The following is a 20,842-nucleotide window of genomic DNA, read 5'->3' on the forward strand; positions in this document are numbered from 1 at the left end:
GGGTGGACTATGCCCGGACGATCGAGAGGACGCGGTCCCGGACCCGCTCCATGGTGGAGCGGTCGGTGGCCTCTGCGTTGAGCCGCAGGAAGGGCTCGGTGTTGGAGGGGCGCAGGTTGAACCAGTAGCTGCCGTCATTGGCCGTGAAGGTGCTGCCGTCCATCCCGTCGATGGTGAGGTCTTCATCAGCAAAAGCGAGGCGCACGCGCTCGACTGCCGCGGCCTTGTCCTCAACCTCGGAGTTGATCTCGCCCGAGGATACGTAGGGCTCGTATTCGCGGCCCAGTTCCGAAAGCGGTCCGTTTTGCTCACCCAGGGCGGCCAGGACGTGCATCGCAGCGAGCATGCCCGTATCAGCGTTCCAGAAGTCACGGAAGTAGAAGTGTGCTGAGTGCTCTCCGCCGAACACCGCTCCTTCCTCCGCCATGACTGCCTTGATAAAGGAGTGGCCCACGCGCGTGCGGACCGCACGGCCGCCGTCGTGCTCAACCAGTTCGGCAACTGCACGGGAGGTGAGGAGGTTGTGGATGATGGTGGGAGTAGCTTCGCCCTGCGCTTTGGCGCGGGCGATTTCGCGGCGCGCCACCATCCCGGTGATGGCCGACGGCGAAACCGGTTCGCCTTTCTCGTCAATGACGAAGCAGCGGTCGGCGTCGCCGTCGAAAGCCAGGCCGATGTCGGCGCCGTGCTGAAGGACGGCCGCCTGCAGGTCGCGGAGGTTTTCCGGCTCCAACGGGTTGGCCGGGTGGTTGGGGAAGGAACCGTCGAGTTCGAAGTACAGGGGAACGATGTCCAGGGGCAGCTTGGGAAGCAGCGCATCGCCCAGGACTGCCGGGGTGGTGAGGCCGGCCATGCCGTTGCCCGCGTCCACTACCACCTTCAAGGGGCGGGAGCCGGAGAGGTCCACAAGCTTGCGGAGGTACTCGGAGTAGTCCTTGAGCACGTCCCGGACGCTGATCCGGCCGCGGTTTTCGGCGGCAGGGACGGAACCGGTGTTCAGGTACTGCTCGGCCAGGGCCTGGATGTCCTTGAGGCCGGTTTCGGAGGAGATGGGCACCGCTCCGGCCTTGGACATCTTGATGCCGTTATAGCCGGCGGGGTTGTGGCTGGCGGTGAAGGTGGCGCCGGCGCGGTTCAGGTAACCGCAGGCAAAGTACAGCTCGTCGGTGGAAATAAGGTCCAGGAGCTCGACGTGGGCTCCGCGTGCGGTGGCGCCGCTTGCAAAGGCTTTGCTGAACTCGGGGGAGGAAGGGCGCATGTCGCCGCCCACCAGGATGGTCTGGCCCTGAAGCTGCAGGACGTCCACGAACGCGGCCCCCACGGCCTCGACGATTTCGGCAGTTATTGATTCGCCCACAATGCCGCGTACGTCGTACGCCTTGAAGGATGCCGAAAGGTCAAAAGTCGTTGTCTGTTCGCTAGTCACGGGCTACATCTTACGTGGACGGCGAAAGCGGCTGTGGAGGAGAGGTCTGGGAGCGCGGTATGTGACGGCGGTTTCCGGGCCGCGGTCTCTCCCGATTTTCCACATAGGGCTGCGGCCGGTGCCGGGTGTCGGGGGCGGCTGGGATACTGAATCAATGGTCGATAACCAGCACGCCACAGCAATTTCTGACTTAGCCCCAAATCTTGACGGTTTCCCTGCCGCGTCCGCAGATTCGCCAGCCGGTCCTGCCTCCGCTTCTGCCACTCATCATCAGGCACTGGAGGTGCTCCGTGAACTCGTCGGGCACCCTGAGGCGGCCTTCCACGAGGGGCAGTTTGAGGCCATCGAAGCACTGGTCGACGGCGGCCGCCGGGCCTTGGTGGTCCAGCGTACCGGCTGGGGCAAATCGGCCGTCTACTTTGTTGCCTCCCTGCTGCTGCGGCGCCGCGGTGCCGGGCCCACCCTTATCGTTTCACCGCTGCTTGCCCTGATGCGGGACCAGGTGGCTGCCGCTGCCCGGGCAGGGGTGCGTGCCGTTGCCATCAACTCAGCCAACCAGCTGGAATGGGACGCCGTCCGTGAACAGCTCGCGGCGGACCAGGTGGACGTGCTGCTGGTCTCCCCCGAGCGGCTGACCAATCCGGCGTTCCGGGAAACCCAGCTGCCCGAACTTATCCGGCGGACCGGCCTGCTGGTGATCGACGAGGCACACTGCATTTCGGACTGGGGCCACGATTTCCGCCCCGATTACCGGCGGATCGCGGACCTGATCACCCAGCTGCCGGATTCTGTTCCGGTGCTGGCCACCACGGCCACAGCCAACTCCCGCGTGGTGCATGACATTGAGGAGCAGCTCGGGGACGGGGTCCTCACCATCCGCGGTTCCCTGGGGCGGGATTCGCTGCGGATGGGCGTCCTGTCATTGCCGGACTCAAGGCAGCGCCTGGGCTGGCTCCTGACACATCTGGCTGATCTTCCCGGAAGCGGCATCATCTATACCCTGACCGTGTCTGCGGCGGAGGACACCGCCCGGCTCCTCGCCGAAGCCGGGCATGACGTGCTGGCCTACACCGGCCGCACCGATCCCGCGGACAGGGAACGCGCCGAACAGCTGCTCAAGGACAACCAGGTCAAGGCGCTGGTGGCCACCTCAGCCCTGGGAATGGGCTTCGACAAACCCGACCTGGGCTTTGTGGTCCATCTGGGGGCGCCGTCTTCCCCGGTGGCCTACTACCAGCAGGTGGGCCGTGCCGGCCGGGGCGCCGCCAATGCCGATGTCCTGTTGCTTCCGGGTTCGGAGGACCGCGACATCTGGCAGTACTTCGCCACAGCGTCCATGCCCTCTGAAGAAAAGGCGGCGTCGGTCCTGACGGCGCTGGCAGGAGCCGGCACCGCGCTCTCCACGGTGGCCCTTGAAGCGCGGGTTGACCTCCGCCGCACGCCGCTGGAACTGCTGCTGAAAGTCCTGTCCGTTGACGGCGCCGTGGAACGGGTGGGAGGCGGCTGGCGGTCCACCGGCCAGCCGTGGATTTACGACGCCGAGCGGTACCGGCGGATTGCTGAAGCACGCGTTGATGAGCAGGACTCCATGGTGATCTACCAGGACACTGCCGGGTGCCGGATGGAGTACATCACCTCTGTCCTCGACGACGAGACGGCGCAGCCCTGCGGCCGGTGCGACAACTGCGCGGGGCGCTGGTTCCGGGCGGACATTGCAGAAACAGCCACCGAGGCCGCCGGCCAGACCCTCAGCAGGGCGGGTGGGGTCCTCGAAGCCAGGCTCCAGTGGCCCAGCGGCATGGACCGCTTGGGCGTGCCGGTCAAGGGAAAGCTCAAGCCCGGCGAAGGCCTTGCCGAGGGGCGCGTCCTTGCCAGGCTGACCGACCTCGGCTGGGGTGGTGCCTTGCGCTCACTGTTTGCAGCCGGAGCTGAAGACCGCCCAGTGGATCCGGCCATGCTCCAGGCCTGCGTGCAGGTACTGCGGGAGTGGGGGACCGGAGACGCCCGCAATCCCGGATGGAGCGGCGCCGGCCGGCCTGCCGCGATCGTCAGCATTCCATCCCGGAGCAAACCGGAGTTGGTGGGCTCCCTGGCCCGGGGGATCTCCGACATCGGGCGCATTCCCTACCTGGGAGCCATGCAGTTGGGGCACGGTGGTCCTACGGGAGGCCGTGGCGGCAACAGCGCGTACCGCCTCGCGGGGGTGTGGGACCGCCTTGTGGTGGGTCCTGAACTGCAAGCAGCGCTGGGCGCAGTGCAAGGGAAGCCTGTGATGCTGATCGATGACCTGGCTGACAGCCGGTGGACGCTGACGGTGGCCGGGCGGGCCCTTCAGCAGGCCGGGGCAGGGCCTGTGCTCCCGCTGGTCCTCGCGCAGGCAGGCTGAGTTCGGGCCGGGGCTCAAGAACAACTGCACAAAGCCCAGGCCCGGCGGGGACTGCCAGAAGCAGGGCCCGCAAGCAGGAGAGCTAAACCCGCTGGGCTCTGCGCCGGCTGACTTCGGCGCCGGCATGGCGAGGCAGCAACAAGCTGTCGGCCGTGCTCGCCAGCATCAGCACTGCCATGGCAAGGAAAGCGCCGCGGAAGGGTCCTGCAGCGTCGTGGGGAAAGGTGCCGAGACCTTCGAACAGGCGGATCAGCAGGGCTCCCACAGCGATGCCGGCAGCAGCGGCCAGTTGGACCAGGGTGGCGGAGACGGTGTTCGCGGAGGTGAGCTGTGCGGGCGCGATGTCCGCGTACTGAACGGACGCGTAGGCAGAGAAGCCAATGGAGCGGAAGGCGCCGCTGCAGACGAGCAGGGCGAAGGTCAGCGGCTCAGGGGTCTCCGGCGTGAGCAGGGCACACAGGGCGAAGGTCCCTGCAGAAGCAACTGAGGCGAACACGAGCATTGCTTTGAAGCCGAAGCGTCGGATCAGGGGTGTGGTGGCCGGTTTAATGCCGATATTCCCGATGAAAACGGCCGCCACCATGGCGCCGGCGTGCAGCGGTGTCCAGCCGAACCCCGCCTGGAACATCAGCGGCAGCAGGAACGGGACGGAGCTGATGGTCAGCCGGTAGGCGAACCCGCCGGTAGCCATGGCCCTGAATGTGCGGGTGTTGAAGACCCCGAGGTCGAAAAGCGGACTGCGGCTCTGCCGCATCCACAGCACGGCACCGACCACGGCAACCGCACCTGATCCTGCGCTCACGGCCGCCCAGGGAGTATCAGGGTGGGTGCTCGCCAGTTCGAGGCCCACCACCAGGGCCCCCACGCCGAGCGTGGTGAGGAAAAGCCCCGGCCAGTCCAGCCGCCGCCGCTGGTCGCCCGCCGTCGCCGGCACAAGCCGCACGGCGGCAATCAGCGCCGCAACACCCAGGGGAAGGTTGACCAGGAAAATCCAGTGCCAGGACAGGTAGGTGGTGAGGGCACCGCCCACCAGCGGTGCCAGGACCGGGGCCAGCAGGCCGGGCCACACCAGGAACGCTGTGGCGCGGAGCAGCTCCGCCTTGGGCGTACCGCGCAGTACCAGGAGGGTTCCCACCGGAACCATCATGGCACCGCCAACCCCTTGGACGATCCTGCTGAGGGTGAGCGCAGGAAGGTCCGGGCTGATAGAACACGCCAGGGAAGCAAGTGTGAAGATCGTGATGGCCAGGCAAAAGATCCGGCGGGCGCCAAACCGTTCGGCCAGCCACCCGCTGAGCGGTATGCCCATGGCAACAGCCAGCAGGTACGCCGTCATGGTGATGTTCACGTCTGCGGCGGGTACCCGGAAGTCGGCAGCAATGTTGGGAATGGCGGTGGTGAGGATGGTGCCGTCGAGGAACTCCATAAAGAAGGTGGCGGCCACCAGGAGCGCCAGGCGGGGACTCCATGCCGTGGTGCTGCCGGCTTCATCCACCGCATTGTTTGCTGCCATCCGTTCATCATTCCACTGGCACAGCGTCGCCGGACCCACGTGTCCGTACCCCGGACGGACAGCCCTGTGGTGAAAAGGTGCGCGGGACGGAAGGAAAGGCCCGGGCAGCAGGGTCGGGAGCCAGCAGCCTTCCCTAGGTACGCAAAAGGCCCCGGTACAGGACCGGGGCCAAACGCGGAGACGGGGGGATTTGAACCCCCGGTGGAGTTGTGCCCCACACTTCATTAGCAGTGAAGCCCATTCGGCCGCTCTGGCACGTCTCCAATTGCTATTCCTAGCCCACCAAGGATACGCAGAACCTGGCACGCAGTGCAAAACGGGCCGCACCACCCCGCAAGCGTGCCGCGACACCCCCGCCGGCTACAGGAGCGGAGCCTGTGCCGGCCGCACCATCCTGATTTCGCGCAGGTTTTCCCAGTCGGGGATAACGTCCGCGGCGCCGTCGGGTTGGAATCCGAAGTGCCGGTAGAAGCTGATCGCGCGCCCGTTCCCGGCTGCCACCCACAGGCTGGCCGCATTGCTGCCCAACGCTGCCTCCAGGAGACGCCGCCCCAGGCCCAGCCCCTGGTGCGATGCCAACAGGTACAGTCCCCACAGTTCCAGGTCCCCGGACGACGGCGGCCCTGCTTCATGCAATGGTCCGCTGTCCGGCAGATGCCGGGTGCCGGCGAAGCCAACTACGATGCCGTCGTCGCAGGCGACCCACGCATTCGCAGGCGCGGCTGCCTCCAGGAGATGGCGCCAGAGCGGCAGCCGGACTTCCGGACCCTGTGCGGCCAGGAACTGCTCGGACAGCATGCCCCGGCACGTCTCCTGCCAGCAGCGGGCGTGAACCTCCGCAAGGCGCCCCACGTCTGCCTGTACCGCCCGCCGGACCACGAGAGACACCGCTACAGCATCCCTCCGGCCAGCGCCTTCCACAGGAAATGTTGGCTGCGGGCCTGCAGCGCAGCCGCCTGCCGGTTGTCCGACGCTCCGGCGTGTCCGCCCTCCAGGGCTTCGTGGAACCATACGTTCGGGATGCCCATGGCGAGCATCCGGGCAGCCATCTTGCGGGCCTGCACCGGGCCCACCCTGTCATCGGAGGTGGCGGTCCAGATGAACGTCTCCGGGTATTCCACCCCATCCCTGAGCAGGTGGTACGGGGAGAACGTCCTGATGTACTCCCACTGTTCGGGGACGTCCGGGTCCCCGTACTCGGCGATCCACGAGTGGCCGGCGGACAGCTTGGTGTAACGGCGCATGTCCAGCAGCGGGACGCCACAGGACACCGCTCCAAACAGTTCGGGGTACTGCGTCAGCATGTTGCCCACCAGCAGCCCGCCGTTTGACCCGCCGACGCAGCCCAGCCTTTCCGGCGAGGTAACGCCGCGGGAGATGAGGTGGCGGGCGACGGCCGCGAAGTCCTGGTACGCCTTGTGCCGGTTTTCCTGCAGTGCCGCACGGTGCCATCCGGGCCCGTACTCGCCGCCGCCGCGGATGTTCGCCACCACGTAAACCCCGCCACGGGAGTGCGGTGTCTCCCCCTTGGAGCCGGCGGACGTGGACGTGCGGCGTTCCAGCCACGCCCTGCCCACCGTGCCGCTGTACGCGGGGGTACGGGAAACTTCGAAGCCGCCGTAGCCGGAGAGCTGGGTAGGGTTTTGCCCGTCCAGAGCGAGGTCGCGGGAGGCGACCTGAAAATACGGCACCCGTGTGCCGTCGTCGGAGACGGCGAAATGCTGCTGCACCTCATAGTCGTCATCGGCAAAGAACGACGGCGACGTCTTGACTGTCAGGTGCCGGCTCACCACGCCGGGTGTCCCCGACGCCGCGCGCTCCAATGTGCCCCGCATCAGCGTGCTGGGGGTGGTGAAGCCGGTGGCTACCAGCCAGAAGTCGTCCCCGGCGCCGTCTGTTTCGTCTTCATCGTCCACGGCATAGGCGTTGACATCGTGGAGCGGGGGACAGGCATCAAGGAGAGTGGATTCCCAGGCTCCGTCCGTGGCGCCGGTCGGCCGGGACGGGTCCAGGACGCGGATCTCGGAGGACACATCCTTGAGGAGGTTAAGCAGCAGGAAGTTCCGGGTCCAGCTCCACGACTGCAATGACGTGCTGGCGTCGGGGGTGAACAGCACCGAAACCTTCCTCGAACCGGCCAGGTAGTCTTCAAACGGTGCGGCGAGGAGTGAACCCGCCGGATACGTGGAGCCGTTGAGGGCCCAGTCCTGCTGCGGGCGGAACAGCAGCCACTCGCGGTGGGCGCTGACGTTGATGTCGGTGGGAACGTCGATCACCACCCAGGAACCGTCCTGCAGGACAGCGTTGCTCCGGTTGTAGAAGTCGATGTAGTCAACGGCGAAGGTCCGTTCGAACCCCGGCGTAGAGTCGTGGGCCACCACTGCCATCATGTGGTTCTCAGGCACCTCGAACAGCCGGGGCGCTTCACCCAGTGGTACGCCGCGCTTAAGGGTGACGGCAGTGCGGGCGTAGGAGGAGGCCGTTTTTGGAAGCCCTTCCGCAGTGGAGGCGACCAGCAGCGTGTCCGCGTCCAGCCACGAGACGTTGCCCTTCGCCGTCGGCAGGTCAAAGCCGCCCAGGGCTGGGTCCACGAACGTCCGCGTTTCAACGTCGAATTCGCGGTAGCGGTTGGCGTCGCCCCCGTCCGGGGACAGCGCCAGCAGCGCCAGCCGGTAGGGCTGGCCCGGGACAGGGCGGAGGAAAGTGGCCCCGTGGAAGACCCATTCTTCGCCTTCCGCGGCGGACAGGGCGTCGAGGTCCAGCAGGACGTCCCAGTCCGGTGTGTCCGTGCAGTAGCTGTCATAGGTGGTGCGGCGCCACAGCCCCTTGGGGTTCTGCCGGTCCTTCCAGAAGTTGTAGTACCAGTCGCCCCGCTTGCCCACCATCGCAATCCGGTCCGTGGAATCCAGTACTTCAAGGATGCCGGCCTCGAGCTCCACGTACTCGGCGTCCTCGAGCAGGTCTTCCGTGCGTGAATTCTGTTCCTTCACCCAGGCCAGCTGCTGCTCGCCGTATATCTCCTCGAGCCAGACATTTTCATCGGTGGGCTCGGGCGCGGTGCCCGAGGGCACTCCGGGGGTGTTGCCGGAACCGGGGGCGGGCGCTGGATCAGCTGCAGTGGTGGTCATGCGCCCCATCCAAACAACATCCCCGGGCGGCTAGCAAGTCAAGCGGCAGCACGTACTCACCTTTCAGCCGTACTCTGGATGCCGTGGAAATAACGCAGAGCATACGGACCGCCATCATCGGGGCAGGTCCGCGGGGCACCAGCGTCCTGGAACGCCTGCTCGCCCAGAGCACCGCACGGATTGCTTCCGGCGCCGGCCCAGTGCGCCTCCACATCGACGTCATCGACCCCTACCCCGCGGGTCCGGGCCACGTGTGGCAGCCGGGGCAGTCACGGCTGTTCCTGATGAACACCCAGTCCTTTTATCCCACGGTAATCCCGCAAGATCCTTCGCTGGCGCCGCCGGTCGCCGGCACCACCTTCGACCAATGGCGTGCCCGGCAGCAAGAGGACCCGTTGCCGGATCTTGATGAGGAGGAGCTGGCCGAACTTTCCGTCCTCACCGCCAATGAATTTCCCAGCCGCGCACTCTACGGCCGGTACCTCCGCAGCACCGTGGAGGAGCTGACACGCAACGTTCCGGACGGCGTCACCATCGACTTCCACGAAACGTCCGCCCTGTCCGTGCACCCCTCGGGCGACGCATCGTTCGATGTCCGCCTGGCCACCGGCACCACGTTAAGCACCGGATCCGTGGTGCTGGCGCTGGGTCACATCCCGTCCCGGCTGAACCCTGAACAGCGGGACCTGCAGGCTTCGGCAGATCAGCTGGGCCTGCGGTACCTGCCCCCGGCTGTGCCCGCCGACGTGGACTGGTCCCTGATCCCTGCCGGGGAACCTGTCCTGGTCCGGGGCATGGGCCTGAACTTCTTTGACACCATGGGCCAGCTGACGGAGGGCCGCGGCGGAAAGTTCATCAATAACGGCGCGATGCTCCATTACGAGCCCTCGGGCCAGGAGCCGCACATCATTGCTGCCTCCCGGCGGGGAACGCCTTACCGCGCCAAGGCTGCCTTGAGCGGCTACTACCCGGCGTCGGTCAGTCTGCGCTATTTCACTGAAGCGGCCCTTGAGCGCTTCCACACGGCCGGGATCCGCCCTGCGTTTGATCACGACTTCTGGCCGTTACTGCACCGCGATGCGCTGTGGGCCTACTACTCCACTCTGGTGCGCTCGCAGCCGAACGCGGTGCCGGACCCGGCGGCGTTCCTTGCCGCCCTGGACGAGGCCCTGCGTCCGCACGCCCACAGTGCCGCCAACTGGGAAGACGCCGTGGAGAGCGTGCTGGCCGTGCACGTCGGGCCCCGGCACCGGCTGGACCTGCCGGGGCTCGCGGCACCCTTGGCGGGCCGCTCCTTTGCCTCGCGCGCCGAGCACGACGCCGCCGTGGTGGAATACCTGCTCGATGATGCCCGCCGCTCTGCGCTGGGCGAGGGTGACCCCGTGAAGATGGCCATCGGTGCCCTCCACCACGGGCGCGCCGTGCTCAAGACGGCGGTGGCCGACGGCGGCATCACCGATGAATCCTGGGTTGCCGGCCTGCGGGGCTGGTTTGAATCGTTTGTGGAAGGACTCGCCAGCGGGCCGCCCGCGCTGCGCTCCGAACAGCTTGCGGCGCTGGCCAGGGCGGGGGTGGTCAGCTTTGTAGGGCCTGACCCCAAGTTCGGGGTAGACCGCAGGAACGGTGTTTTCACGGCCTCCTCGCCATGGGTGAACGACGCCCCGGTGGCCGCACGCACCATGGTGGAGGCGCTGGCGCCGGGCAACAGGGTCTCGGCCAACGATTCGCCGGTCCTGGAGCAGCTACTGGCTGACGGCCTGGTGCGGCCGCGGCTCATGATGTCCGTGGAGGGTGCTCCCGTTGAGTCCACCGGCCTGGATGTGGAGCCGCACCCTTACCGGCCGGTGGCAGCGAACGGGTCAGTGACCGAAGGCCTCTACGTGCTGGGGCTCCAGCTCTCGTCCGCCCAATGGGGCACGGCCATCGCCGCCGAAGCGGTCCAGTCCGGCGCGCCGAACTACCGCAGCGGCCAGCGGACACTGCGCGACGCCGACGAAATCGCCGGCGCCATCCTGGGATCCTGAGCAGGACAAGGCACCCGGCCCAACGCTCTTTCACTTCCTGCGCCTTAGAACGCAACGCTCTTTCACTTCCTGCGCCTTAACGGCGGACGCTCTCTCACCAGTCGCACCTTCACCTCAGCGCTCCCTCACCGTGGTGAGAGAGCGTTGAGGGAAAGCGCGCATTAGGTGAGAGAGCGTTCGGCTGGGCCGTGCCTTTACGACGGCGGCCCGCCCCACGCTGCCGTCAGCGGCGCAGGCAAGCCCGGTAGGCGGCCATGGCCTGGCCGTAGTTCGCCTGGCCTTTCACGTCAGCCGGGCGGACAGGCTTAACCGGAGGGGCGCACACGGGTTCAACGGCAACACTCGCCACCGTGACACCCACAGTGACCACCGTGCCGGATTCGGCGGCGGTAAGGACCAGCGTCCCTGTTCCTGCAGCGGCACCGGACGGGACAGCCAGGTTGACGCTGGCTGCACCCGCCTGAATTGGTACGGACCCCAGCTGGGTTACCGTCCCGGCGGAGTCGGTGAACACGGCTGACAAGGTCCTGTTCGCCGGGCTGCCAAGGGACGTCAGGTCCAGCTTGGATACTGCCAGTGTGATCGAATCGCCCGGCTTGACCTCGCCGGGCGTGGAGTTGGTGACGGCCACGGAACGGCGGGCGAAGTCGGGCGACACGGGGCTGCTCTTCTGCAGGTACCCAATCCACGCATCCCGGTCCACCAGCCCTGAATCCTTTGTGTTGGCACCTTCCGTGAAGATCCGGAAGTTGTCGCCGCCGGTGGCCAGGAAGCTGAACGTGCCCACCCGGTAGGACCGGGCGGGGTCGAGCGGGGCCCCGTTCACCCGGACGGACGTGATGCGGTCACCGGCCGGCCGGGCGGCGTCATAGGTGTAGTTCACGTTCCTGGACAGGCCGAGCTGGATATAGGCGCGGCTGGGGACCGTGCCGTCCGCGTTTGTTTGCCACTGCTGTTCCAGCATCGTTTTGAACTGGGCTCCTGTCAGGGACGTGGTCCAGAGGTTGTTCACGAACGGCAGCACGGCGTTCGCCTCTGCATACGTGATGGTTCCATCCGGTGCGTAGTAAAGCTCATTCCTCAGGCCGCCAGCATTGACTACACCGATCTCCGCCCCGCCCTGTTCCGCCGGCTGCAGTGAAGCCAGCAGGGACTCGGCCACGAGGTTGCCCAGGGTGGATTCGTTGCCGCGGTCATCGCGTTTGGCGACACCTGCGGCGTCCGTGGTGAAGGCGGTGGTGATGTCAGCTGTAACAGCGCCAACACGCTGGTTCCCCACCACGGCGGCATCCGCGAGGGCTTTCTTGACGATGGCGTCGACGGCGGCCACGCGCGGGTAGGCGGCGATCAGGTTCGCGGCGGGATCGGTAGTGCGCTTGACGTTGCCGGCCTTGTAAGCCGTTACCTCCTTGGTGGCGGTGTCCACGGTGAGCTGGATCTGGCCCACGTTTTCGCCGTAGTTGCCGGTCTGGACGATGGGGCGGGTCTTGCCTTCAACTCCAGGGACGGGGGCGTCCCAGGCGTATTCCTTGTGCGTGTGGCCGGTGAAAATGGCGTCGACGTCCGCGGAAGTTTCGGTCACGAGCTTCGCGAAGGGTCCGCCGGCCGCCACTTCCTCTTCCAGCGTGGCGCCTTCCACCGTTCCCGAGCCTGCGCCGTCGTGGTTTTCCACGATGATGATGTCGGCGAGGTTATCCGCGGTGATCCGTGCCGCTGCCCGGTTGATGGCGTCCACGGGATCGCCGAACTCGAGGTCCGCGATGCCGGCGGGGGTCACTAGGGAGGGAACTTCCTGGGTTACGGTGCCGATGACCGCCACCTTGACGCCGTTCATGTCCAGGACGGTGAACTCGGGCAGGACCGGTTCGGTGGTGCCCTTCCGGTAGACGTTGGCGCCCAGGTAGGGGAACCGGGCGTTGCTGCCGCCTGCGATGACGCGGTCCTGCAGGTCCGCCCAGCCGGCGTCGAACTCGTGGTTGCCCACGGCGGAGGCCTGGAGTTCCAAGGCGTTCAGCACGTCAATGGTGGGCTGGTCTTTGGCGACGGAGGACGCAAACAGCGAAGCTCCGATGTTGTCGCCGGCCGAGAGGAAGGCGGTTGCGCCGGGAGCTGCTGCTGCCCGGAGCTTTTCAATGGTGCCGGCGAACAGGACGGTGTTGGTGTCGATCCTGCCGTGGAAGTCGTTGATGCCCAGGAAGTTCAGGTCAACGGTGGCGGGAACGGACTGCAGGTTCAGCCCCACAATGACGGGGTCGTGGTCGCTGGCGCGGTACTGGTCCGGGGCGTAGTAGTCAGTGACGTTGTTGTTGTAGCGGCTGTACTCCAGTGCTACGGATTCCACCGAGTTGATGTTCCAGATGTCCGCACCCGTAACCGCAGCATCCGCTGCAGGGGAAGCGAGGATGTGGTCAAGGGACCCGACCATTCCACCGAACAGGTAGGAGTGCTTGGCGGTGCCGTCCGCGTTGCGCGCCTTTTCGTCCTGGTTGACGTAACCCTCGGCGGTGAAGACGTTGATGGGGTCTTCCTTGGCGTAGGCGTTGAAGTCGCCGATGAGGAAGACCTTGTCCGTGCCCTTGGCCTGCTGCAGGGACTTGCTGAACTCCAGGAGTGACTTCGCCTGGGCTGTACGTGCCAGGTTTGATGCGCCCTGGCCCTTGTCTGTGTCCTCCGGAGTGGCTGCGGAGCCTTTGGACTTGAAGTGGTTGGCGATCGCTATGAATTCGGTTCCGGCGCCGCCGCCCACGGGCTTGAAAACCTGCGCGAGCGGCTTGCGTGCGCTGGCAAACGCTGTGGTGTCATTGTGGATGCTGGATTCACCCACCGGTTCTGCAACAGCCTTCTTATAGATGAAGGCCGTGCGGATCATGTCCTCATCACTGAGCGGCGGGGCATTGGCAGGCGAACGGACGTAGTCCCAGACGCCAGGGGTTGCGACGTTCAGGGCGTCCACCAGCTTGGCCAGGGCGTCATCCCGGTTCTTGCCGAACTGTGCTGAGTTCTCGATTTCCATCAACGTGACAACGTCTGCGCCTGCCTTCGTGATGGCCGCGACGATCTTGTCCTGCTGCCGCTCGAAGTTCTCGGCGTTGGCGGCACCACGGGCGTCACAGCCTCCACGGACAGTGATGGGGTTGCCCGCCCTGTCATCGTGGAAGGTGCAGCCCGCCAAGGTGTCGCCCGTGGTGGGGAAGTAATTGAGCACGTTGAAGGAGGCGATTTTCAGGTTGCCTCCCACTGCCGCGGGAGCCTCGGTGCGGGTGGCGCCGAACGATGCGGGCTGGACGGTGGCCTTGTTGGCTTCCGTCAGGTGGGTCAGCGGCTGGAGCTTCCAGGCGTTGTTGCCATAGCCGAGTACCACGTTGGTGGTGAAGGTTACCGGCGATCCCACGCGGACCGGGTCAGTTGTGGTGAGGTAGGGCAGGACCTGCGCCTTGGTGGTGGCGTCCTTGAGGAAGCTGGTGCTGGAGCCGTCGTCCAGCTTGATGCCGCGTTCCGCGTTTTCAGCGACGACGGCGTTGTACCCGGCTGAGCCGTAGGGAGCGACGGCGGTGGGCTGGACCAGCGGAGCTGTTCCGCCCGCGAGGCCCACCTCGCCGTACTGGTTCAGCGTGTAGTTGTCCGTGACCCTCACCGGGCCCTGGGGTGCCAGGAGCATCCCTTCCAGTGATTCGCGGAAGGATTCGCTGGCAGGCAGGGTGAAGGCAGTGGCCTTGACCTCCGGGGCCGCTTCTGGGAGCTTGCTGAGCCCGGCAGCGGCTTCGACGTTGAGCTGGGTCATGCCGTGGTACTCGGCCACGGTGCCGGTCACCTGCACGTGGTCTCCGGGCTGGACCGACGCTAGGGTGGCGGGGGAGTAGACGAAGATGCCGTCCGACGCCGCATGGTTGGCCGCCGTCAGATCCCCGCCGGTTCCCGGGGTCTGGAGGTAGTAGCCGTTCAGCCCGCCGGTGGGGAAGGCTGCAGTGACCTTGCCCGTGGTGGTCACGGTGGACCCGGCCAGCGGGCTTGCGGTGCCCGTGCCCTGGATCTCGGCGATGGTCCGGGTGGACGGCGCGGGCGCGGGGTCAGGGGTGGGAACCGGGTTCGGTGTTGAAGTGCCGCCTGCGCCCGTTGGGGTGATGGCCGCGTTCAGGCTGAAGTCCGTGGCGTTACTGTTGCTGTCCGCGCCGGCCGCGCGGTTCAGGCTCTTAACTTCCGTGTTCGAGGAGGGTGCCTTGGCCGCCAGTGCTTCGAAAGTATTGGAGTTGCCGTACCCGAGGAGATCGGCGACGCCGGCCGGTTCCACCTGCGAACCTGTGGCCAGTGTAAGGGCTGTACGCTGCTTCGCCAGCACAATGGTGCCCGCTGTGCCACTGAAGTTCAGGCCAGTGGCGACCAGGTCCGCGGCAGGGAGATCCGCTCCGTTGGCGCCGTTGCTGGCACCCTGGACCAGGTAGTGCCCCTTGGCCCGGATGGAACCGGAAAGGGTCGCCACGTTGGTCAGAGGGGCCGTGCCGGCAGCGGAGCGGTACTGAACGGACCAGCCGTCCAGGGACACCGGGGCGTCCGATGAGTTGTACAGCTCAACGAACTTGTGCTTGAATGCGGCGCCTGCGCTGCCGCCACTGAGGTAGGCCTCGTTGATGACCACCGGCGAAGTTCCCGCCGCGGGCGAGACCTCCGCGGCTGTGCCGTCCGCAAGCGCGGGAAAGGCTGCGAGCGGAGCGATAAGCCCCGCTGACAGCGCTGTACCCAGCGCCAATTTCCAAGGTGTCTGCATCTGCTCTTACTTTCAGAAGGGTCTCCCCGATGGGGGAGCCAGTGGAAGGTGTCCAGGTTGTACCGATGGACGAGGGCCCGGATCCTGCTCCTGGTCAAGTGGTATCCGGCACATCAAAACAGGGATGAATGAACGCAAGGTTGCTAGTGCGTGCATTCGACGGTACGTTCCCCAGCGGAGCGGTCCGCCCCACCGGACCAGGACCCAGTGGCCCCGTCCGATGATGCTCTCGGCAGTGGTTGGTTTGGTGGCCGGAACCCATGTGCCGGCCATCACAAAAGAATACCGGCCGGTAGCTTTAGGGGAAGGTCCAGACGGGCAGATCTTTCCGGGATTTCTTGCCGGTATCTTCGCTGCGCCTCTGGCGAAGGCAGCCAAGCCCAGGCAGGGACACCACGGCGCTGGGCCGGGCCTGACAGCCCCTATGGTTCCGGCTGCGCCCAGCGCTTGTCGCGCAGTTGCCGGGGTAAACGAAGGACCCCTGCCTGCCAGCAAGCTGGCATGACAGGGGTCCTATTCGCGGAAGGTAAGAGATTCGAACTCTTGGTACGGGGTTACCGCACACTAGTTTTCAAGACTAGCTCCTTCGGCCGCTCGGACAACCTTCCCTGACTAGTAGTGTTTCATAGGCGCTTGCCTGCAACAAAACAGAGACTGGAAGGTGTCCGGTGCACACTGGTTGCAGCGAGTATTCAGCCAGAAACAGGAGTGTTCCATGAAAGCCGTCTACATATCCGAACCGGGCGGCCCGGAAGTGCTGGAGATCCGCGAGACGGACGCGCCGGTAGCCGGACCGGGGGAGGTGCTTATCGACGTCGTGGCGGCTGGCCTCAACCGCGCAGACGTGCAGCAGCGCAGGGGCTTCTACCCGCCGCCGCCGGGCGCTTCCGAGATTCCGGGCCTGGAAGTCTCCGGCCGCATAGCCGGCTTCGGCCCCGGCGTCAGCAAACCCTTTTCACTTGGCGACAAGGTGGTGGCGCTGCTGGCCGGCGGCGGATATGCCCAGCAGGTGGCGGTGGCTGCGGAACAGGTCCTGCGGGTACCGGACGGTGTGGACCTGGTGACGGCGGCGTCCCTGCCGGAAGTCGCCGCCACGGTGTACTCCAACCTGGTGATGACTGCCCAGCTTCAGGCTGGCGAGACGGTGCTGATTCATGGCGCCACCGGGGGGATCGGCACCATGGCCATCCAGCTCGCCAAGGCTTTGGGAGCCAGGGTGGCCACGACAGCCGGAACGGACGAAAAGGTGGGAACCGCGAAAGCTTTCCTGGGCGCGGACATTGCCATCAACTACGCCGAAGAGGACTTTCCGGCGAGCCTCCGCGAGCAAAACAGCGGGCACGGCGCCGACGTTATCCTCGACGTCGTTGGAGCCAAGTACCTTTCGCAGAACGTGGACGCCCTCGCCGACTACGGGCGCCTGGTGGTGATTGGCCTGCAGGGTGGCGTCAAAGGGGAACTGGACCTGGGGCAGCTGTTGAAGAAACGTGCAGCGGTGGTGGCCACCGCCTTGAGGCCGCGGCCGGTGGAAGAAAAAGGCGCGATCATGAACGCCGTTCGCGATGGCGTCTGGCCGCTGGTCAGTGACGGCAGGATCCGTCCGCTCGTGGCCAAGACTTTCCCGCTGGAACAGGTCCAGGCTGCGCATGAATACTTCGACTCGGGCGACCACGTGGGAAAGATCCTCCTGCTGATGTAACGGCCCACGTGGCGTTCATATCCAGTATTGCTTCGGAGCCTTCCTGCTCCTAAGCTCAGGGTGCATACGCGGTATGCACCCTGTCTTGGGGTAGCCCGCATACCGAGGCCCACCAACGCCAGGAGCGCCGATGTCCGTCCGCCACAGCCTCCTTGCCCTGCTCCAGGACCAGCCGCGCTACGGTTACCAGCTGCGGGCCGAGTTCGAGAACAGGACGGGAGCCACCTGGCCGCTGAATATCGGTCAGGTCTACACCACGCTTGACCGGCTGGAACGGGACGGCCTGGTTGTCAGGGACGGCGATGACGGCAACGGGCACGTGGTCCACAGCATTACGGGTGCCGGCAAGGCTGAGGTGGGAAGCTGGTTTGCCGCCCCGGTGGAGCGGAATAATCCGCCGCGCAATGAGCTGGCCATCAAGCTGGCGCTCGCCGTCACCATCCCGGGCGTGGACGTGCAGGGCATCATCCAGACGCAGCGTGTGGCTTCCATCCGCGCACTGCAGGACTACACAAAGGCCCGCAGGGACACCGCCGTCACCCACCGGTCAGGGGATACCGCCTCGCTGCTGGTCCTTGACTCCCTCATTTTCCAGACCGAAGCCGAGGTCCGCTGGCTGGACCTCTGTGAAGCCAGAATGGTCCAGCAGGCGCAGTCTCCAAGCCCAACACGCAGGACATCCAGCGGGGGCACGTCAGATGCAGGGCTCACAGGAATCTGAACAATTAAGTCACTGAATTGGGTCTTTTTGATTGTTGCCAACGGGTTTACCGTGGGTTTCAGGAGCCGCCCGCACCGGGCGCCGAAGCCAGGAGGGCTTTCCATGACAACGCACGTCGCCGACTGCAGCGTAACGAACTGTTCCTTTAACGACCACACCAACTGCAACGCAGCCGCCATCACCGTGGGCGGCGCCGAAAACCATGCAACCTGCGCCACTTTCATCGACACCGGCCTTCACGGCGGACTGCCCAAGGTGCTGGCCGACGTCGGGGCATGCCAGCGCTCCGAATGCGTCCACAACGACCATCTGATGTGCAAGGCGCCTGAAGTTCACGTCGGTCCGGGAGCCGACAACGCGGACTGCCTCACCTACTCCCACGCCTAGCCAAGCTCCCCGCCCACGCGGGAACCAGGGTCTCCGTCCGGAACACCGGATGGGGACCCTCTTTGCTTTTACCGCTTCCCGGGATGCCGGTACCGGAGTAGGAGCCGGGGCAGTGGGGCCCGTCATTAGGCGCCCGGTGCAGGCCGTTCGGCGCAGGCCGTGCTCCAAGGGCAAAAAAGCGCCCCGATTGAGGGCCACCGTTGGTAGTGTGCGAGTCAGCAGATGAGGAACAAATCTCAAGGAGGAGACATGGCCGAAACGCCTGATTATCGTCGGAGCGCAGCCCGGGGGGAAGGTACGGTTACCACCGACACCGTTCTCCCGCCGTCGGCCGTGGATGAAAATGTCCGCCAGGCCGAAGAAAAAAAGTGGACGCCGGGAAAGATCGCGCTTTGGGCTGCGATCGCCCTGCTGGGCGGCGTGGCATGGTTCATGCTGGCGATCATCCGCGGGGAGACCGTCAACGCCATCTGGTTTGTCTTCGCCTCCGTATGCACGTACCTGATCGGCTACCGTTTCTACTCCAAGGTCATCGAACGCTACATCACCAGGCCCGATGACCGCAGGGCCACCCCGGCCGAGTACAAGGCCGACGGCAAGGACTACGTCCGGACGGACCGCAACGTTCTGTTCGGCCACCACTTCGCCGCCATTGCCGGGGCCGGACCGCTCGTGGGCCCCGTGCTTGCCGCGCAGATGGGTTACCTGCCCGGCACTATGTGGATCATTGTCGGCGTCGTCCTTGCAGGCGCTGTCCAGGACTACCTGGTGATGTTCTTTTCCATGCGCCGCGGAGGACGATCCCTCGGCCAGATGGCACGGGAAGAACTGGGCGTCATCGGCGGCACCGCCGCCCTCATCGCCACCCTGCTCATCATGGTGATCATCGTGGCCATCCTCGCACTCGTCGTGGTCAACGCCCTCGGCGAAAGCCCGTGGGGCGTGTTCTCCGTCGGCATGACAATCCCCATCGCCCTGTTCATGGGCGTCTACCTCCGCTACCTGCGGCCCGGCAAAATCCTGGAAGTTTCGCTCATCGGCTTCGTGCTGCTGATGGCGGCAATCATCGGCGGCGGCATTGTCGCTGAAACCCCGTGGGGTGTTGATCTCTTCACCCTCGACAGGGTCACCATTGCCTGGGGAATCATCATCTATGGCTTCATCGCAGCTATTTTGCCGGTCTGGCTGCTCCTTGCACCGCGTGACTACCTGTCGACATTTATGAAGATCGGCGTGATCGTGATGCTCGCGGTGGCCATCATCGCGGTCCGCCCGGAGATTACGGTTCCCGCGTTCAGTGAGTTTGCCAGCAGGGAGAACGGGCCCGTATTCCCCGGTGCGCTGTTTCCCTTCCTCTTCGTCACCATTGCCTGTGGTGCCCTGTCCGGCTTCCACGCCCTGATCTCGTCCGGCACCACCCCGAAACTGGTGGAAAAGGAACGCCAAACCCGGTTCATCGGCTACGGCGGCATGCTGATGGAGTCCTTTGTGGCCATCATGGCGCTGGTTGCTGCGATCTCCATCGACAGGGGCCTGTACTTCGCCATGAACGCGCCGGCTGCCCTGACGGGCGGCACGGTTGAAACAGCAGCCACCTGGGTGAACAGCCTGGGCCTGACCGGGGTGAACATCTCTCCCGACCTCCTGTCCCAGACCGCCGAGAACGTGGGCGAGGAAAGCATTGTGTCCCGTACCGGCGGCGCCCCCACGCTCGCCCTGGGCCTTGCGCACATCATGCAGCAGTTCATCGGCGGCACGGCCATGATGGGATTCTGGTACCACTTCGCCATCATGTTCGAAGCTCTCTTCATCCTCACCGCCGTTGACGCCGGCACCCGCGTGGCCCGTTTCATGCTCCAGGACTCCATCGGCAACTTCGTCCCCAAGTTCAAGGAACACTCGTGGCGGCCCGGAGCCTGGCTCTGCACCGCGATCATGGTGCTCGCGTGGGGCGCGGTCCTCCTGATGGGCGTCACAGATCCGCTGGGCGGCATTAACACCCTCTTCCCGCTGTTCGGCATCGCCAACCAGCTCCTGGCAGCCATCGCCTTGTCCGTGTGCCTGGCCATCGTGGCCAAGCGCGGGACGTTCAAGTATCTGTGGATCGTGGCGCTTCCGCTGACGTTCGCCGCGGTGGTCACCATCACGGCGAGTTACCAAAAGATCTTCTCGCCCGTCCCGGCAGTGGGTTACTTCGCGAACAACGCCGCCTTCAGCAAGGCCCTCGCCGAAGGCAAGACCGAATTCGGCACGGCCAAGTCCGTGGCAGCCATGGAAGCCGTAGTCCGCAACACCGCCATCCAGGGCTGGCTCTCGGTGATCTTCGTCGTGCTCAGCATCATTGTTATTACGACGGCGGTGCTTGCCACCGTCAAGGCGTTCCGCACCCGTGCTGACGGGACAGCCGCGAAGGACACCGAGGACCCGGCCCGGCCGTCCCGCGTCTTTGCCCCGTCCGGTCTCATCCCCACGCCCGCCGAGAAGGAGCTGCTGGCCGAGTGGGAAAAGGTTCCTGCCGAGTTGCGGTTCGAGAGGGCAGGCCACCACTGATGAGCTCCGGACTCGCCGCGGTTGCCCAGGGCTTCCGGGGTTTTGCACGTTACTTCGGCGGCGTGCTGGGCGCGGATGCCTACGTAAAGTACCTGGAGCACCACCGGGCTGCAGGCCACAGCACCCCGCCTTTGACCGAGCGCGAGTTCTGGCGGGACCAGACCGACCGGCAGGACACCAATCCCCAGGGCCGGTGCTGCTGATTGAGCCTGCAGCGGACAAACCGTCAGTGCGCTTCATGGAGTG

General features: G+C 65.7%; 12 protein-coding genes and 2 tRNA genes. 7 read left to right on the plus strand and 7 right to left on the minus strand.

All coding sequences use genetic code 11. The features are described 5' to 3' along the window. Positions 1-7: 7 nt before the first annotated feature. On the minus strand, positions 8-1,426 hold the full coding sequence (locus AC5RTE_RS07370; RefSeq protein ID WP_494040729.1) for a phosphomannomutase/phosphoglucomutase: 1,419 nt from the start codon (positions 1,424-1,426) through the stop codon (positions 8-10). A gap of 154 nt (positions 1,427-1,580) precedes the next feature. On the opposite strand from AC5RTE_RS07370, the gene AC5RTE_RS07375 reads away from it, so the two are divergent. Further along, positions 1,581-3,812, plus strand: coding sequence for a RecQ family ATP-dependent DNA helicase (locus AC5RTE_RS07375; RefSeq protein ID WP_494040730.1), 2,232 nt, complete (start codon positions 1,581-1,583; stop codon positions 3,810-3,812). An 82-nt stretch (positions 3,813-3,894) separates the two neighbouring features. Here the strand turns inward: AC5RTE_RS07375 and AC5RTE_RS07380 are convergent, their stop codons facing one another. The 4 genes from AC5RTE_RS07380 to AC5RTE_RS07395 all read right to left on the minus strand — a co-directional run bounded on the left by AC5RTE_RS07380 (position 3,895) and on the right by AC5RTE_RS07395 (position 8,453). Next, positions 3,895-5,325 carry an MFS transporter gene (locus AC5RTE_RS07380; RefSeq protein WP_494040731.1) on the minus strand — a complete coding sequence of 477 codons (1,431 nt, stop codon included), beginning with the start codon at positions 5,323-5,325 and terminating at the stop codon, positions 3,895-3,897. A 175-nt stretch (positions 5,326-5,500) separates the two neighbouring features. Beyond that, a tRNA-Ser gene (locus AC5RTE_RS07385) sits at positions 5,501-5,588 on the minus strand. 97 nt (positions 5,589-5,685) lie between these two features. Further along, positions 5,686-6,123: a GNAT family N-acetyltransferase gene (locus AC5RTE_RS07390; protein WP_494040732.1), complete on the minus strand. Its 438-nt coding sequence runs from the start codon at positions 6,121-6,123 to the stop codon at positions 5,686-5,688. A gap of 92 nt (positions 6,124-6,215) precedes the next feature. Next, entirely contained in the window at positions 6,216-8,453 is a 2,238-nt protein-coding gene (locus tag AC5RTE_RS07395; RefSeq protein WP_494040733.1) for a prolyl oligopeptidase family serine peptidase, read from the minus strand. 83 nt (positions 8,454-8,536) lie between these two features. Between AC5RTE_RS07395 and AC5RTE_RS07400 the strand changes: the two genes are divergently transcribed. Next, complete coding sequence (locus AC5RTE_RS07400) at positions 8,537-10,477, plus strand: FAD/NAD(P)-binding protein (protein ID WP_494040734.1); 1,941 nt, start codon at positions 8,537-8,539, stop codon at positions 10,475-10,477. 223 nt (positions 10,478-10,700) lie between these two features. Here AC5RTE_RS07400 and AC5RTE_RS07405 read toward each other — a convergent pair whose 3' ends face one another. Beyond that, a complete protein-coding gene (locus AC5RTE_RS07405; RefSeq protein ID WP_494040735.1) occupies positions 10,701-15,239 on the minus strand; it encodes an ExeM/NucH family extracellular endonuclease in 4,539 nt (1,512 codons plus the stop codon). Between the two features lie 520 nt (positions 15,240-15,759). Further along, positions 15,760-15,847: transfer RNA gene (locus tag AC5RTE_RS07410), tRNA-Ser, on the minus strand. Between the two features lie 107 nt (positions 15,848-15,954). Here AC5RTE_RS07410 and AC5RTE_RS07415 point away from each other — a divergent pair. The 5 genes from AC5RTE_RS07415 to AC5RTE_RS07435 all read left to right on the plus strand — a co-directional run bounded on the left by AC5RTE_RS07415 (position 15,955) and on the right by AC5RTE_RS07435 (position 20,799). After that, a complete protein-coding gene (locus AC5RTE_RS07415; protein WP_494040736.1) occupies positions 15,955-16,938 on the plus strand; it encodes an NAD(P)H-quinone oxidoreductase in 984 nt (327 codons plus the stop codon). Positions 16,939-17,068: 130 nt separating this feature from the next. Next, positions 17,069-17,659 carry a PadR family transcriptional regulator gene (locus AC5RTE_RS07420; protein WP_494040737.1) on the plus strand — a complete coding sequence of 197 codons (591 nt, stop codon included), beginning with the start codon at positions 17,069-17,071 and terminating at the stop codon, positions 17,657-17,659. 102 nt (positions 17,660-17,761) lie between these two features. Continuing rightward, entirely contained in the window at positions 17,762-18,046 is a 285-nt protein-coding gene (locus AC5RTE_RS07425; RefSeq protein WP_494040738.1) for a DUF1540 domain-containing protein, read from the plus strand. 249 nt (positions 18,047-18,295) lie between these two features. Then, positions 18,296-20,596, plus strand: a complete 2,301-nt coding sequence (locus AC5RTE_RS07430; protein ID WP_494040739.1) for a carbon starvation CstA family protein — start codon at positions 18,296-18,298, stop codon at positions 20,594-20,596. After that, positions 20,596-20,799, plus strand: coding sequence for a YbdD/YjiX family protein (locus AC5RTE_RS07435; RefSeq protein WP_494040740.1), 204 nt, complete (start codon positions 20,596-20,598; stop codon positions 20,797-20,799). Before AC5RTE_RS07430 ends, AC5RTE_RS07435 begins: the two co-directional genes overlap by 1 nt. Positions 20,800-20,842: the final 43 nt, after the last annotated feature.

The sequence above is a fragment of the Arthrobacter sp. K41 genome (assembly GCF_059089645.1).